This is a genomic window from Pseudomonas fluorescens, from assembly GCF_902497875.1.
In the GTDB taxonomy this organism is placed as follows: Bacteria; Pseudomonadota; Gammaproteobacteria; order Pseudomonadales; family Pseudomonadaceae; genus Aquipseudomonas; species Aquipseudomonas fluorescens_BR.
The window spans coordinates 39,275-55,466 of the sequence record NZ_CABVHY010000035.1 but is presented as its reverse complement, the minus strand read 5'-3'; the positions used below and the strand labels follow the sequence as shown (position 1 = coordinate 55,466).

The window sequence follows — 16,192 nt, the reverse complement described above, 5'->3', positions numbered from 1 at the left end:
CCTCGATTCATAGAACATACGTAGTGTCTTAAGTAGATACATAACCCTGTGGCGAGGGGGCTTGCCCCCTCGCCACAGCAAGCTCCCTCGCCACAAAAAACGCGCTCCTCGCGTCAAACCAAATGCAACGCCGTCAACAACATGTCGATCACCTTGATCCCCACAAACGGCACCACAATCCCGCCGACGCCATAGATCAGCAGATTGCGCCGCAGCAATGCCGCCGCGCTTGCCGCCTGGACTCGCACGCCGCGCAGGGCCAGCGGGATCAGCACCACGATGATCAAAGCATTGAAAACAATCGCCGAGAGAATCGCGCTCTGCGGGCTGCTCAGGTGCATGATGTTGAGCACACCAAGCTGTGGATAAATCGAGGCGAACAGCGCCGGCAGGATCGCGAAGTACTTGGCCACGTCGTTGGCGATGGAAAAGGTGGTCAGCGCGCCACGGGTCACCAGCAACTCTTTGCCGATCTGCACCACGTCCAGCAGCTTGGTCGGATCGCTGTCGAGGTCGACCATGTTCGCCGCTTCGCGGGCCGCCTGAGTGCCATCGTTCATCGCCATGCCGACGTCGGCCTGGGCCAGCGCCGGCGCATCATTGGCACCGTCGCCACACATCGCCACCAGTCGCCCGTCATTCTGCTCATGACGAATACGCGCCAGCTTCTTCTCGGGAGTCGCTTCGGCCAGCACGTCATCCACACCGGCCTCAGCGGCAATCGCCGCGGCGGTCAGCGGGTTGTCGCCGGTCACCATGACGGTGCGAATACCCAGCTTGCGCAGTTCGGCGAAACGCTCGCGAATGCCGGGTTTGACCACGTCCTTGAGATGGATCGCGCCGAGCAGCTTGCCCTCGGCACAGACCAGCAAGGGGGTGCCGCCGCTCTGGGCGATCGTGTCGATTTCCCGAGCCAGCGCGGGCGGCAGATCGCGGCGTTGCAGGCCGACAAAACTCAGCAGCGAATCCACCGCTCCCTTGCGGTAAACCCGCCCCTGGTAGTCGACTCCGGACAAGCGGGTCTCGGCACTGAACGGCACCGCGGTCAGCACCTCGTTGGCCGGTTCAGGCTGTGGATAAAGTCCGCGCAGGTACTCAACGATGGATTTACCTTCCGCGGTGTCGTCAGCCAGCGAGGCGAGTAACGCGCCTTCGGCCAACGCTTTGGCATTGACCCCGGGTGCCGGGTGAATCGCCGTGCAGCGGCGGTTACCGAAGGTGATAGTGCCGGTCTTATCGAGCAGCAACACATGCACGTCACCTGCCGCCTCCACGGCGCGCCCGGATTTGGCGATGACGTTGAGCCGCACCAGACGGTCCATCCCGGCGATGCCGATGGCCGACAACAGGCCGCCGATGGTGGTCGGAATCAGGGTCACCAATAACGCCACCAGAAACACCAGCGGCAGGCTGCCGTTAGCGAAATGGGCAAACGGCTGGAGCGTCACGACCACCAGCAGGAAGATCAGGGTCAGACCAATCAGCAGGATATCCAGCGCCACTTCGTTGGGGGTTTTCTGCCGCTTGGCACCTTCCACCAGCGCAATCATCCGGTCGAGGGTCGACTCGCCAGGGTTGACGGTGATCCGTACCTGCAGCCAGTCGGAGACCAGCCGGGTATTACCGGTGACAGCCGAGCGGTCGCCGCCGGACTCGCGGATCACCGGTGCGGACTCGCCGGTAATCGCCGCCTCGTTGACCGCCGCGATGCCTTCGATCACTTCGCCGTCACCGGGGATCATCTCCCCGGCTTCAACCCGGACGATATCGCCTTTACGCAGGCTGGCAGCGGGCACCACCTGATAGCTTCCATCAGCGCCCTTGCGCCGGGCACTCATGCCTTCGCTGCCGGCCTTGAGACTGTCGGCGCGGGCTTTGCCGCGCCCTTCGGCCAGGGCTTCGGCAAAGTTGGCGAACAACACGGTGAACCACAGCCACAGGGCGATTTGCGCGGCGACGAAGGTCGGCACCGCCGGGTCCGGCACAAAGCACAGGACGGTGGTGAGGATCGCCGTCAGTTCGACCACCAACATCACCGGTGCGCGCTTGAGCTGGCGCGGGTCGAGCTTGACGAAGGCTTGCACCAGCGCCGGCCGCCAGAGGGCCGAGATCGCGGTTTTCGGGTGTTCCGGGGCCTTGACGACGGCGGTTTTGGTTGCGGGCATATTCATCATCAGATCCTTCAGAAGCCTAGGCTCAAGTGTTCAGCGACAGGACCCAGTGCCAGGGTCGGCAGGAAGGTCAGGCCGCCCACCAGCAAAATGGTCACGGCCAGCAAGGTCACGAACAGCGGACCATGGGTCGGGAAACTGTTCTGACCGATCGGCGCGGTTTTCTTCATGGCCAGGCTGCCGGCCAGGGCCAGTACCGGGAGGATGTAACCGAAGCGACCGATCAACATGCCCAGGCCCAGCATCAGGTTATGGAACGGCGTGTTAGCGCCCAGCCCGGCGAAGGCCGAACCGTTGTTGGCACTGGCCGAGGTGTAGGCATAGAGCAACTGGCTGAAACCGTGGGGGCCGGGGTTACTGATGGCCGACGCCGGGCCTGGCAAGCTGGCGGCGATCGCACTGAGCACCAACACGCCCACCGGCATCACCAACAGGGTCACCACCAGCAGCTGGACTTCCCTGGCCTGGAGTTTCTTGCCGAGGTATTCCGGAGTACGACCGATCATCAAGCCGGCGAGGAACACCGCGATCAGCACGTTCAGCAGCATGCCGTAGAGCCCGGCACCGACGCCGCCGAAGATCACCTCGCCGACCATCATGTTGACCAGCGCTACCATCCCGCTCAACGGGTTGAGGCTGTCGTGCATGCCGTTGACCGAACCGTTGGACGCGGCGGTGGTGGTCACCGACCACAGCACCGTGGCGGTGGTGCCAAAGCGCGCTTCCTTGCCTTCCAGCGGCGCGGTTTGCTCGACCGCAATGTGGTCCAGGGTCGGGTTCGGCTGGTACTCGGCCCACAGCGAAGTGGCGCCGCCGATCAGGAACAGCGCCAGCATGCAGGCGATGATCGCCCGGCTCTGACGCAGGTCCTTGACGTAATGACCGAAGGTGAACACCAGCGCCACCGGGATCAGGATAATCGACGAGACTTCGAACAGGTTGCTCCAGGCCGTCGGGTTCTCGAACGGATGGGCCGAGTTGACGCCAAAGAAGCCACCACCGTTAGTGCCCAGTTGCTTGATAGCGATCTGGCTGGCTGCAGGCCCCAAGGGGATTACCTGATCCACGCCCTGCATCGTCAGCGCATTCACGTAATGGGCGAAAGTTTGCGGTACGCCCTGCCAGACCAGGAACAGCGCCAGCAGCAGGCACAACGGCAACAGGCCGTAGAGGGTGGCGCGAGTCATGTCGACCCAGAAGTTACCCAGGGTTAGCGCCGAACGCCGACCGATGCCGCGACACAGTGCTACCAACACCGCAAGGCCAGTGGCGGCGCTGACGAAGTTCTGCACGGTCAGGCCGACCATCTGACTGAGGTAGCTCAGCGTGGCTTCACCGCTGTAGGACTGCCAGTTGGTGTTGGTCATGAAGCTGACAGCGGTATTGAACGCCTGCGTCCACTCCTGACCCGGCAGGTTTTGCGGGTTGAGTGGCAAGTAGCCCTGAAACAGCAGGATCGCGAACAACAGCAAAAAACCCGCGAGGTTGAAGGCGAGCAAAGCCAGGGTGTATTTCTGCCAGCTCTGTTCGGACTGCGGATCGACCCCGGCCAGCCGATAACAGCCGCGTTCCAGCGGTCCGAGGACCGGCGTCAGCCAGGTGCGCTGGCCTTCCATCACCTTGTAGTAGAAGCGCCCCAGAAACGGTGCCGGTATCAGCACCAGGGCGAAGAAGGCGAGGATCAGCCAATAGTCATAACTGTGCATAACCGCTCCTAGTTCCGATCCGCGCGCAACAGCGCAACCAGTAGATAAATGAACAGCCCCACTGCCAGCAGCAGTGACACTCCGTCCAGAACGCTCATGGAATTTCTCCGTCGTACGGCGATTGCCGCGTGTGCATTCATTGTCGGCAGGGAGGCTGTAAAGAAACGAGGTCGAGGGGTGAGGCGCGGGATAAAGAATGTGTAAAGAGTGGGGAAATACCAGAACGATCAAATGCGGACCGGGTGGCAAGGCAACACCTGTGTAGGAGCTGCCGAAGGCTGCGATCCTTTGATTTTAGACGTCAGTCGCATCGCCAAAGATCAAAAGATCGCAGCCTTCGGCAGCTCCTACGAGGAGTAACAGGCCTACAATGGAACCACTGAGAAACGCTGTGACTCAAAGTGGTATATGCACGACCATCGGGCGAAACCCTTCGCCCAGTGGCCTGCCTTGAAGGAGAGCCCTATGCCCTGGTATGCCTGGTTGATTCTGATAGTTGCAATCGGCTCGATCGTCGGCGGCTTGATGTTGCTGCGCGACACCGCCAACAAGGTAGAGCTGACCGAAGAACAACGTAAACGCGTGGCTGAACGCAATGCGCAAGCGGACGCCAAGGATGCGCAGGATCGTTGATCCCCAACCCTGTCATTGAGAACCAATGACAGGGTTTATCTATGTGGCCTGGCGCAGAACCCTGTGGCGAGCGAGCTTGCTCGCGCTGGACTGCGAAGCAGGCCCAAAAACCAGACACCGCAATCATTCAGATAGACCGCGGACACAGGTTTTGCGGCCGCTGCGCGCCCGAGCGGGAGCAAGCTCCCTCGCCACAAAGGCCCACTCGGCATATTGAAGGTTTCCCAGCTCTACTTCTCCCATTCTGCCTTGGCAATCTGCAACCCATGCAGCCCCTTGTAGGTCGCACGCTCTGGCTGGCTCCAGCCCTCGAGCAACGACGCCTCAAGTCGATAGACCTCCACTCCCAACGGCCGGCAAACACTCAACGGATCCTGCGCATCCGGCCCCCACATCGCCAGTGACAAATCACCTCCAGGGCAGGTCGACAAGGCGCAGAGCACATCGATTTCGGCAAAAAACTCCAGGTAGTCGCCCTTCTGCGCCGGGCAGGCTTTCATGAAGTACATATCGTCGTGGTTGAGACCGGTGCACTGAAAAATGTTCAGCACATCGTGCACGTCGAACTCGGTCAGGCCATGGGGCAACACCGCGCGGGTCAGGTTCGAGTGGCAGTGATGGTGGAAGTCTTCACCAGTGAGCATTTTGTTCACGTAGGGATCGCAGCGGGTACCCAGCAGATCGTGCAGCCGGCCACCATGTTCATCGATACCGTAACTCGCCAGGCTGTCATCGGTGATGGTCACCAAGGGCCGCAAAAACGGTAGGTTCGACCAGAGCCGATCATGGGTGCTGACATGGGCGCCCTGCAGTTGACGGGTGCGCGCAGCCCACAACCGTTCGCGCGGATCATTGGCGTTCCAGACATTGAAATCCCCCACCTGCGGGCCGACCGGAGTGGTCACCCGGAACACCTGCCCGGCCGCAACCTTCCACGCGCGGCCCGTACGGATCGGCACTTCAAATTGCTCGATCAGCGTGCGCTGATCCTTCGCCTCGCGGATCCGCTCATAAAAGGCTTTGTCTACCTGCAGGGCCGAACCTTTGCTGACCTGATAAGCCGCGGGATAGTCTTTGTACATGATGAACATCCTCGATCAGTGGGGGTGGGAATGGCTGAGCATGTCGAGTAACAGCTGTTCGGAGTCGTCGAGATATAGACTCATCGCCTCCTGCGCTACAGATTTTTTACCCGCGGACAGCAAGTCGTAAATCTCCCGGTCGCGCGCAAGCCAGGGCGCTTGAAAGCGCTGCTCATCCGGCGCGGTGGAAAACACCAGACGCAACTGGGCAACGATGTTGGTGAAGAACTCATCGAACAACGGGCTGCGCATCAACCCGACGATATGCTGGTGAAAACCCAGGCTATGGGTACCGACTGCCCGCCAGTCCTCGCGTTCACGGGCAAGTTCCGTGGCTTCGATGGCCTCGAGCATGCGATCGGACTGGTACTCGCGCAGCGGTTTGCTGCCGGCAATAGCCTGCAACTCCAGGGTGCGGCGAACCTGGAACAGATCGCGCACCTCATCGACCCCCAGGCGGCGCACCATCACCCCTTTGTTGCGCACATAGCGGGTCAGACCCTCTTGGCTCAAGCGGTGCAAGGCTTCGCGAATAGTGTTTCGAGAAGCGTTGTAGCCAGTCACCAGATCGCTTTCAATCAAGGCCATCCCGGGTAACCAAAGCCCGCCGATAATGTCGGTGCGCATTTCCAGTGTGATCTGATCGGCCAGGGAAAGTCCGCTGCTCATGGTGATCGCCTCAGGATTGTTCAACAATCGTCAGCTATCAATAAACCACTATTCGTGCCAATTAATCGATGGTGAACTGCCGAAATCCAGAAAACGGCGCCTTGCAGGCGTAGAAGTACAGTCACCATCTAATTAACCTTGGTTAATATGGGGACATTGTTGTGGAGACTCTTAGATGCGCTACTCGCAAGACCATAAAGCCCAAACCCATCAGCGCATCATCAAGGAAGCTTCGGTGCGCTTTCGCCGAGACGGTATTGGCGCTACCGGTCTACAACCCCTGATGAAGGCGTTGGGCCTGACCCACGGCGGCTTTTATTCCCACTTCAAATCCAAAGACGAACTGGTGGAAAAAGCCCTCCAGGCCGCCGGCGAAGAAGTCGATGTTCGTTGCGCCGAACTCTTCGCCCAGGAACACCCGCTGGAAGCGTTCATCGACGCCTACCTTTCCGAATGGCACCAGACATCACCCGATCAGGGCTGCCCGCTGCCTACCATGTCTTCGGAACTCGGCCAGCGCGGGCAACCCAGCCCGAGCAGCGATGTCATTCTCGACTCCAGACTCAAGCAAGTGGAAACAGCCCTCGGCGGCCCGAATGCCGCCGATCAGAGCATCATCGTGATGTCGACCCTGGTGGGGGCGTTGATGCTGTCGCGCAGTGTCGAAAGCGCGGAACTGGCCAGGCGGATTCTCGATATCACTCGCGACTTTCTGAAACAGCAGGCCGACTAAACCTCAACCCTGCCAACGCTTGAACAACACGCTGGCGTTGACCCCGCCAAAGCCGAAGCCATTGGACAATGCATACTCGATCGGCATTGGCCGCGCCTGGCCATGGACAATGTCCAGACCTTCGGCTGCCGCATCCGGGTTATCCAGATTCAGCGTGGCCGGAGCGACTTGATCACGAATCGCCAGTATCGTGAAAATCGCCTCAATCCCGCCGGCAGCGCCCAACAGGTGCCCGGTGGCGGATTTTGTCGCAGTGACCGCGACCTGCGGGTGCTCACCGAACAACGACTTGATAGCGGCGATTTCGCCCAGATCACCTATCGGCGTAGAGGTAGCGTGAGCGTTCAAGTGCTGCACCTGCGCCGCACTGATCCCGGCCTGGACCAAGGCTTGCGCCATGGAACGCCGCGCACCGCTGCCATCTTCCGGGCCGGCGGTCAGATGATAGGCATCGGCACTGGTGCCATAGCCGACCAGCTCCGCCAACGGTTGAGCGCCGCGGGCCAATGCGTGCTCCAGCTCCTCAATCACCAGAATCCCCGCCCCTTCGCCCATGACAAAACCATCGCGGCCACTGTCGAACGGCCGGGAAGCGCGCTCCGGGGTCTCGTTATAGCCACTGGACAAAGCCCGGGCTGCCGCGAACCCCGCAAGACTGACTCGATCGATGGCCGCTTCCGCGCCGCCACAGACTGCAATATCCGCTTCGCCACACCGAATCAACCGAGCGGCATCGCCAATCGCCTGAACGCCTGCGGCGCAAGCGGTTACCGGCGCACCCAACGGGCCTTTGAAACCGTGCTGGATCGACACATGACCGGCCGCCAGATTGACCAGAAACGACGGAATGGTGAACGGCGACAAACGTCGCGGGCCCTTGCTGTCGGTGGTTCTTACCGCATCGGCAATCGAGCCGAATCCACCAACCCCCGAACCAATGATCGTCGCCGTGCGCTCCTGCGCCCGAGCATCGCCCGCCACCCAGCCCGCCTGCTCCAACGCCTGCTGAGCAGCCGCCATGGCGAACATAATGAAGCGGTCCATCTTCTTCTGGTCTTTGGGGGACGTCGCCCGATCCGGATCAAAACCCGCCTCGCTATCCTCCGCCAGCGTAGGTACCACACCGCCTACCCGCGCCGCCAAATCAGCCACCACCGCCTCCGGCAACTGCCGCAGCCCGGAACGACCGGCGAGCAAACGCGCCCAGACCGGCTCGACACCACAACCCAACGGCGACACCAACCCCATGCCGGTCACTACCACTCGACGTCCACTCATAACCTCACCACCTCAAATCGATTCATGGATCCTGCCCATTACTTATAGCGGGCCGCCGCACTACTCTTCGACAAATTAGGTCCCAGGGCATGCCGCGCAGCCGATATCGCCTCCCAATCCGCAGCATCCGGCAGTGACGGAATAGTGATCAACTCACCCTGATCGAAACCGGCCAATGCCGCACCGACCATCTCATCAGCCTCCATCACCATCTCCGCCGGGATCGCACCGGCATCGATACCCGAACGCTCCCAGATCTCAGTGCGAGTCACACCCGGCAACACCGCCTGCACCTGCACACCCGAGCCATCCAGCTCGGCGTTCAACGACTGGGTCAGACTCAACACATAAGCCTTGGTCGCCGCATACGTCGCGTTGAAACGCTCCGGAATCAACGCCACCACCGACCCCACATTGATAATCGCACCTCGCCCGGCAGCCGAAAAACTCTGCGCGGCAGCCGAAGCTAAACGCGTGACCGCCACCACATTGAGCTGAATCATCCGCTCCATCTGATCCATGTCGGCATTGGCCAACGGACCATCGGCAGCGATACCGGCATTGTTCAACAACAGACTGATGTTTGAATCGCTGCGCAAGCGCTGTTCGACCCTGGACAGATCCGCTCGAAGCGTCAAATCCGCCTTCAACACCTCAACCTGCACACCGTGCTCAGCCCGCAACCGGGTCGCGGCCGCTTCCAGCCGCTGCTCGTCGCGAGCCACCAACAACAGGTCATAACCACGTGTTGCCAGGCGCTCAGCGTAGATTGCACCGATGCCGGATGAAGCACCGGTGATGAGGGCCGTACCTTGGGATTGGACAGGGTTCATAGCTGTACTCCTGGGAAAGGTTGGGGGCCTGAGTGTCCGGTAGGGGACAGCGCAGGCGAGGGAGATTTTATTATAGGCATAATTTTAGATTAATATGATATCCGTAATTTAATGGCTCGAAAAATCGTCATGGCTCGGCTCCTGGTGATTTTGCGTGCGTTTACGACGGTTCAAATATAGCGCTGAAGCGCGGATGCAGTGCCCAAAGCGACAACGCGTAGTCCGCATGGGGGAGCAGCCCGTCGTAAGGGTTTCGATGTGGGCGCTTCATACCTTTCACTTCGTGGTACCTGCGCAATGCGCGCGGAGCCTGCGGTGCCAACGGATCCCGCATTGCTATCTGCGAGTCATCGTCCCCATCCCGCCTTTCAATGCCGATCATTCGATCAAGGCATTTAACTGGTAATGAACGACTGAATAGTCTTGTCGATATCTTCAGGCGTGGGCACGCCAATTCCTCACGACATTGGCATTTGTGAATCGCGCATCCTGATTTCAAAACTTACGGGGCTACCCACCAGCAGGAATTTTCCTACACTAACTATCGCGATTTCAGTCATCAATTCCGGAATTGTACTGGGATAACGTGGTATCTATATTTGTTATAGTCAGGGATTAGTAATTCCGAACAAAAACAAACGTGCTCTCTGGTATCGATTTAGATACCTACCGATGGATAACTTATCTAGCCAAACAACTATCAGAAGATTTCTGCGTAGCCGTTTTGTGGCTTTACAATTAGGTATTGGTTGTGACCCTTATTTCCCGTACTCCGGCGATTGATACTTCGGATGAAATTGATCTATTCGCGATATTCCAAGCCATTTGGCAGCAAAAAAAACTGATTGCCTTATCCACCTTTATAGCTGGAATGGCGGCATTGACTTACGCGTTTATGGCCACTCCGGAGTATCAGGTCAGTAGCGTTCTGCGCCCTGCCGCACTGAATGAGCTTGATGCCTTGAATCGCTCAGAGGTCTACAAGCTTCCTCCAAGTGACGCGCTGGCAAAGGTGGGCGCATCCCTTGAGTCCTATGAAACGCGTCTTGGCTTTTTTCGAGCCAATGAAGCGCTCTTCCAAAGATTCAACCAGCCTGGGCGTACGCTGGAGCAGAGCTTTGAAGAATTCAACCGCAACTCGGTCAAGCTGATTTTGCCGGACCCGAAAAAAGCGGCTTCTCTCAGCGCTTACATTGGATTAAAACTGAACTACCCGAAGGGTGTTGATGGCGTGGCCATCCTCAACGGTCTTGTTGATTACGCAATTGCAGTGGAGCGCGAACAGATCGCTGCGGATCTCAAAGTGATTGCCACTAACCGTTTAAACGAGTTGGAAGGCAAAATTGACGCCGCCCGCTCAAGCTATCAGACGGAAAAAGAGGCGGCCATTGCATCCCTGCTCGAAGCGGACAACCTCAAACGCGCTCAATTGCAAGACGAACTCAAAGGACTGCGCTTGCAACTGAAAACCCAACGTGGTGACCGGATGTCTCAGTTGAGCGAGGCCATCAGTATCGCCACGTCCTTGGGTATCCTGAAGCCAACAACCCCCTCTGCGTTGTCGGACTCAGAACGCGGGGCTTCAACCAGCGTGATGCACACAGAAGTCAATAATCAGCAGATTCCGCTCTACTTCATGGGGGCGGAAGCGCTTGAAGCAGAGCGAAAAGCATTACAACAACGTAAAACGGATGACTTTACTGAAAAACGTATTGCTGAGATCGCAAAAGAGCTGTTGCTCCTTCAAACCAATCGCCAGATCGAAATACTGCAGCAACGAGAACAAGAAGACCTTTTCCTGAGCGATGTTCAGCCGTTGCGGGCAGAGGTAGCACGCTTACGTAACTTGAACATTGATATGAGCCGGCTGAAACTGGTCACTATCGACCAGCAAGCCTTGGCGCCGCTGGGCGCAATCAAGCCGAAAAAAGCCCTGATCCTTGTGCTCGCCTTGGTGCTTGGTGGAATGCTTGGTGTGATCCTGGCGCTGATTCGTCACTTTGTTCTTGTGCGGCGTACACAGGTATTGGGCTCGACGTCGCCTGCGGTTGTAGCGGTGGAAGAAGATGCATCTGCATCGTTAGTATCTTTTCGGACGTAAGTCAGAATCAACAGCTGACCCGTCGACGCAGCAACTAGTGCCACTCAACGAAGCGGCAAAAATTGCCGAACTACACTGAACTTGATCAACAAGCTGTAGGATCGAACACGACCTCACGGGCGGGGCCGCCAGCAAAGTTTGCCGGTACTCGCGCAGTTGAAAGCGGGCATATCCAGTGCTCAACTTTACAGTCTGGTTGACACAGTCAAGGCCAACGGCCAAGAGCTCTATGCGTGGCTGCCCTACGCATTTGAACATATTCCCTGGCTACGTCGGTAGAGCGCGTTGAAGTATTATTGCCGTGAAACTGCCCGCCGACTATCCCGCGCTAAATACACGCATCTTTTTTTGCCATGTGTTGTGTATGGATCGTAAGCGCCCCATAAACCACACCTGGCAAAAAAACGGTGTGTGTATTTAGCGCGAGATAGTCGGGCAGCAGTTCCACGGCAGCAAGGCTTCGATGTCTTCTACCGAGTTGGCCTGCGGTAACCGCTCCAGTACGTGGCGCAGCCACGTATAGGGCTCCTGGCCGTTGGCCTTGGCGGTTTCGACCAGGCTGTAGATCTGCGCGCTGGCCGTCGCGCCGTTGGGCGTGTCACTGAACATCCAGTTTTTACGACCAATCACAAAGGGTTTTACTGCTCGCTCGGCCCTGTTGTTATCGATGGGCAGGAAGCCGGTCTCATTGTAACGCTCAAGTTTGCTCCAGTTGCTGGCCAGATAACCGACGGCCTTGCCCAAGGCACTTTGCGAAGTAACCTGTGGCTGCGTTTTCTCCAGCCAGCTTTTCAGTTCTGCGAGTACCGGCAGGCCTTTTTCCTGTCGAGCGCTAAAGCGCTGGTCATCGCTGGCTTCTTTGAACTCGCGCTCGATGCCATACAGCTTATTGATCATGGTCAGCGCGATATCGGCACGCCCCGTTTTTCCTTTGGGCTGCACTTTTTGCGCATCGACGAACTTACGTCGCGCATGCGCCCAGCAACCCAAACGCTCGACACCTGGCTGCGCGCCCAAGGCGTTATAGCCAGCGTAATCGTCGGTCATCAGGTAGCCGCGATAATCGGCGAGCAGGCGCAACGGCACCTCCTGCGCGCGGCTGGTGGTGTAGTCAAACAGGATAACCGGGCGCTCCGGCGGACCACTGGCTTGTGCCCACATCCAGGACTGACTGGTCGGGTCTCGATCCGGTTCCTTCAGCACTTGTACCCGGGTTTCATCGCAGTGGATCACCGGGCTTTCCAGCAATCGGTCGCGCATCAAATTCAACAACGGTTGCAAGTGTTCGCCGCACTGGATCACCCAGCGCGCCAAGGTTTGCCGGGGGATATCAACGCCGTGTCGGCCAAGTACTTTTTCGAACCGATACAGCGGGAGACCATCGACGTATTTGGTGGTCAGCAGCATCGCCAGCACGCTGGGACTGGCCATGCTCTTTTCGATCAGATGAGCCGGTTTGTCAGCGGTTACCGGTGCCGTTTCACAGCCACGACAGGCGTAGACCTTGCGGATGTGTTTGATGACGCGGATCTGCATCGGCACGATTTACAGCTGCTCGCTGACCTCTTCGCCGATGGTGTGTTTGCGGCAACCGCAAAGGCAAGTCAGTTCGTGTTCGGGCAGTTCGTGGATGACTTCAATGCGCGGCAGGTCGGCGAACAACGGTTTGCGTTTACCACGGCGCTGGGTCGGGGCAACGACTTCTTCGTCAGACGCATCAGTGACCGGAACCGCGAGACTTTCGGGCTCATTAAAGAGCGCGAGTTGCGGCGTCTGCGGATCGACGGTTTGTTCTGATTTACGCCCGAACAAGCGCTGACGTAGCAACTTGATCTGTTCTTTCAGATCAACAATCTGACCTTGTTGAGCCAGAAGCGCTTCAGCTGTTTTGGCCTGCTGAGCGAGCGACTCAAGCAGCAGTTGCTTGAGTCGTACAGGGTCATCAGGAAGGTTGTCGGGCATCAAATTCATGCCCCGGATTATACCAATCAGGCGACGAATCGAGGGGTTAAAACTTGATGCGGACGGTTCCTCCACAGGTCAAAACCATCCAGCAGCCAATTCAATTCTTGAACCGTCAGCACAATGGCTTCGTCGGTGAGATCGGGCGATGTTTTGAAGCGCTCGGATTCGAGGCGTTTGAGCCAAAGGCAAAAGCCGTTGCGCTCCCAATAAAGAATTTTCACTCGATTACGGGGGCGATTCAGAAAAACGAAAAGCACGGGGTCGAACACGGCAACCTTGATATCCAACTCCACCAGGGCGGCGAGGCCGTCGATGGATTTTCGGAAGTCGACAGGCTTGGGATAGAGGTACACTTTTTCGACTTTGGCGTCGGGACGCATCATGACTGCGGGCTCCTGATGGGAATCGGGAGCACAGCATCAGGCTTCAACTGGCAGCTTTGAATGTGTACACGGTGGATCGCTTACTTACGGACAACTACTCGATGCAATAAGAAAAGAAAAAGCCGATCAACGACCGGCCCTCGCAGCTATGAACAAATCGTGTTTATTTTATTTCAAGCATGTCGCGGTTCTTGTCCAGAATTGCCTTGCCGATCCCTTTGACCTCCAGCAACTCATCCACCGAAGTATATGACCCGTTGCTTTCACGGTAAGCGACAATCGCCTTCGCCTTGGCCTCGCCGATCCCGGAGAGTTCACGCTGTAAGGTGGCAGCATCGGCGGTATTGAGATTGATCCTGGTGGCCTGCTCGGCAGACGCTCCTTGCAGCGAGACAGGCGCAGCCGTCTCAGATTTGGCAGGTGCAGCGTTTACGGCAAGAGAGATACTGGCCAGGAGAGCAAAGACCAGGGACGAGAAGTAAGCTGTACGCATAAGAGACACTCCATGACATCGATAAGGGAGAAGCAGCTTTCCTAAGCTGCCTTCCAAACTTAGGCAGATGACTGGAGCCTGTCAAAAATGCGTCCGTTACAGGATGTGAAACAATCAGGGTTCGAGGCGACGCTGCTGGTAGATCCAGTCAACAATATCGCCGTCGGGTGTGTAGCCACTGACGGTCTCGCGCAAGAGCTGACGAACCCTTGAGTAATCATCCTGCTCAACCGCCGACAATAATTCAACCAACCTTGCTTTGAGGACATCCCAGGAAAGGTAGTCCTCGTTAGCGGTCATAATCATCGGATGCTGAGTCGCCGCAACGTTATCGCCAATCAGTAACTCTTCGTAAAGCTTTTCACCAGGACGAAGACCCGTGAATTCGATGGCGATGTCACCATGCGGATTCCTATCCGAGCGCACACTCAGACCAGACAGGTGAATCATCTTTTCTGCCAGCTCTACAATCTTCACCGGTTCGCCCATGTCCAGAACGAAAACATCCCCTCCCTGCCCCATCGAACCTGCCTGAATCACAAGTTGGGCCGCCTCGGGGATGGTCATGAAATACCGAGTAATCTTCGGATGAGTAACCGTGAGAGGTCCACCTAACTGAATCTGCTTATGAAACAGCGGTATGACCGATCCCGAAGACCCCAACACGTTCCCGAAACGCACCATCGTGAAACGGGTTTTATTGACTCGCGAAACATTCAAAGCATCACCAAACATAACAGGTGCCAGCTCCCGGCTCAGAGCCTGGAGCGTCATTTCTGCCAAACGCTTTGTGCTGCCCATCACGTTGGTTGGCCTGACAGCCTTGTCCGTGGAGATGAGTACAAAGTTGGCAACGCCCGCCTGCAATGCTGCTTGTGCAGTGTTCAGAGTACCGATGACGTTGTTGAGTACTCCTTCGGCGATGTTGTGCTCAACCATCGGGACATGCTTATAAGCCGCGGCGTGATAAACCGTATCGACGCGCCAGGTCTTCATCACATCCAACAGTTTTTCTTGATTACGCACGGACCCCAGGATCGGCAGCAATTTTACAGGCAACGCTTCGCGTGCAATCCGTTGCTCTAACTCGGACATAATGCTGTAAAGGTTGAACTCACTATGCTCAAACAGCAAAAGCGTGGTGGGACGCAGCGCGAGGATCTGCCGGCAAAGTTCAGAACCTATCGAACCACCGGCCCCCGTCACCAGAACAACTTGGGCCTTGATACAGTGTTCAAGCAGTTCACCCTGTGCAGGCACCGCATCACGGCCAAGCAGGTCAGCGATGTCCACTTCTTGAATATCGTCTACTTTTACGCGACCGCTCGCCAGGTCCATAAACCCGGGCACACTACGGACATGCAGAGGGAAACCTTCCAGGTATCCCAGAATTTCACGGCGTCTTCCACGATTGGCCGAGGGAATGGCCAGGAGGATTTCCTGAGCACCCGTGGCATCGATCATCTGCTGAATATGCTTGGGCTTGTAGACCTGCAATCCTGAAATAACCCTGTTGGCAATACTGCTGTCGTCATCGATAAACGCAACCGGCCGCATTACGCGCCCCATGCGCAGCGCAGCAACAAGCTGGTTGCCCGCCGCCCCGGCACCATAAATGGCAACCTTTGGCAATCCATTGTTTCTGTTTGTGAACGGGACGTGCTGAGCAGCGGTAAACCAGTCTCCAAGGAAATATTGACGCATCGCCAGACGCAGCCCGCCGATCATCAGCAGGCTGAGCCACCAGTAATTGAAAATGATTGAGCGGGGAACGACATTCTGATGATTGCTATACCAATAGACCACAAGGCCGAGGATGAGCGCCGAGAGGCTCACGGCCTTCACGATTTCGATCAGCGCGTCGTTGCCAAAGTAGCGTAAAACCGCGCGGTACAATCCGAAACGAATGAACAGCGGAATCGCGACAACAGGTGCACACAGGAATAACCAAGTGTGATCTATGAGCGGATTTACGATCGAATCAATCCCTAGGCGAACGACAAATGCCAACCAAAGCGCAGCCCAGACCAGCAATACATCGGTTGCAACTTGCATCAGCCTTTTCTGCCGCCGAGGAAGCTGGAGTAACCATTGGCGAAGCATTTCACTATCCTTTTCAAATGAAGCAAGCGACAAGCTTAAAGC

The 16,192-nt window shown here is 57.4% G+C and carries 13 protein-coding genes and 2 pseudogenes; 4 read left to right on the top strand and 11 right to left on the bottom strand.

The genetic code is table 11. From position 1 onward, the window contains the following. Positions 1-113: 113 nt before the first annotated feature. Genes kdpB through kdpF form a run of 3 tightly spaced genes read right to left on the bottom strand, consistent with a single transcriptional unit; the run spans position 114 to position 3,975 of the window. A complete protein-coding gene (kdpB, locus tag F8N85_RS27970; RefSeq protein ID WP_150806726.1) occupies positions 114-2,171 on the bottom strand; it encodes a potassium-transporting ATPase subunit KdpB in 2,058 nt (685 codons plus the stop codon). 11 nt (positions 2,172-2,182) lie between these two features. Then, on the bottom strand, positions 2,183-3,877 hold the full coding sequence (gene kdpA / locus F8N85_RS27965) for a potassium-transporting ATPase subunit KdpA (protein WP_150806725.1): 1,695 nt from the start codon (positions 3,875-3,877) through the stop codon (positions 2,183-2,185). A gap of 8 nt (positions 3,878-3,885) precedes the next feature. Further along, on the bottom strand, positions 3,886-3,975 hold the full coding sequence (kdpF, locus tag F8N85_RS27960) for a K(+)-transporting ATPase subunit F (RefSeq protein ID WP_007899818.1): 90 nt from the start codon (positions 3,973-3,975) through the stop codon (positions 3,886-3,888). A 367-nt stretch (positions 3,976-4,342) separates the two neighbouring features. On the opposite strand from kdpF, the gene F8N85_RS27955 reads away from it, so the two are divergent. Beyond that, on the top strand, positions 4,343-4,510 hold the full coding sequence (locus F8N85_RS27955; protein ID WP_008148765.1) for a DUF2897 family protein: 168 nt from the start codon (positions 4,343-4,345) through the stop codon (positions 4,508-4,510). 230 nt (positions 4,511-4,740) lie between these two features. Here the strand turns inward: F8N85_RS27955 and F8N85_RS27950 are convergent, their stop codons facing one another. After that, on the bottom strand, positions 4,741-5,592 hold the full coding sequence (locus tag F8N85_RS27950) for an urea carboxylase-associated family protein (protein WP_150806724.1): 852 nt from the start codon (positions 5,590-5,592) through the stop codon (positions 4,741-4,743). A gap of 15 nt (positions 5,593-5,607) precedes the next feature. Further along, positions 5,608-6,261, bottom strand: a complete 654-nt coding sequence (locus F8N85_RS27945; protein ID WP_150806723.1) for a GntR family transcriptional regulator — start codon at positions 6,259-6,261, stop codon at positions 5,608-5,610. A gap of 175 nt (positions 6,262-6,436) precedes the next feature. Between F8N85_RS27945 and F8N85_RS27940 the strand changes: the two genes are divergently transcribed. Continuing rightward, positions 6,437-6,994, top strand: coding sequence for a TetR/AcrR family transcriptional regulator (locus tag F8N85_RS27940; RefSeq protein ID WP_150806722.1), 558 nt, complete (start codon positions 6,437-6,439; stop codon positions 6,992-6,994). Between the two features lie 3 nt (positions 6,995-6,997). On the opposite strand, the gene fabF is transcribed toward F8N85_RS27940, so the two are convergent. Both fabF and F8N85_RS27930 read right to left on the bottom strand, forming a co-directional pair. Beyond that, on the bottom strand, positions 6,998-8,272 hold the full coding sequence (fabF, locus tag F8N85_RS27935; protein ID WP_150806721.1) for a beta-ketoacyl-ACP synthase II: 1,275 nt from the start codon (positions 8,270-8,272) through the stop codon (positions 6,998-7,000). Between the two features lie 38 nt (positions 8,273-8,310). Further along, on the bottom strand, positions 8,311-9,105 hold the full coding sequence (locus tag F8N85_RS27930; protein ID WP_150806720.1) for an SDR family NAD(P)-dependent oxidoreductase: 795 nt from the start codon (positions 9,103-9,105) through the stop codon (positions 8,311-8,313). A gap of 751 nt (positions 9,106-9,856) precedes the next feature. Between F8N85_RS27930 and F8N85_RS27925 the strand changes: the two genes are divergently transcribed. Together F8N85_RS27925 and F8N85_RS35215 are read left to right on the top strand one after the other, a co-directional pair. Further along, positions 9,857-11,206, top strand: coding sequence for a Wzz/FepE/Etk N-terminal domain-containing protein (locus F8N85_RS27925; protein ID WP_412072515.1), 1,350 nt, complete (start codon positions 9,857-9,859; stop codon positions 11,204-11,206). Positions 11,207-11,377: 171 nt separating this feature from the next. Next, positions 11,378-11,511, top strand: a pseudogene (locus tag F8N85_RS35215) (transposase domain-containing protein); the annotation flags it as partial. 112 nt (positions 11,512-11,623) lie between these two features. Here the strand turns inward: F8N85_RS35215 and tnpC are convergent. The 4 genes and pseudogenes from tnpC to F8N85_RS27900 form a co-directional block, all read right to left on the bottom strand. After that, positions 11,624-13,177: pseudogene (tnpC, locus tag F8N85_RS27915) on the bottom strand (IS66 family transposase). A gap of 17 nt (positions 13,178-13,194) precedes the next feature. After that, positions 13,195-13,554 carry an IS66 family insertion sequence element accessory protein TnpB gene (gene tnpB, locus F8N85_RS27910; protein WP_224795765.1) on the bottom strand — a complete coding sequence of 120 codons (360 nt, stop codon included), beginning with the start codon at positions 13,552-13,554 and terminating at the stop codon, positions 13,195-13,197. 163 nt (positions 13,555-13,717) lie between these two features. After that, entirely contained in the window at positions 13,718-14,047 is a 330-nt protein-coding gene (locus F8N85_RS27905; RefSeq protein WP_150806719.1) for a ComEA family DNA-binding protein, read from the bottom strand. Positions 14,048-14,161: 114 nt separating this feature from the next. Further along, positions 14,162-16,150 carry a polysaccharide biosynthesis protein gene (locus F8N85_RS27900; protein ID WP_150806718.1) on the bottom strand — a complete coding sequence of 663 codons (1,989 nt, stop codon included), beginning with the start codon at positions 16,148-16,150 and terminating at the stop codon, positions 14,162-14,164. Positions 16,151-16,192: the final 42 nt, after the last annotated feature.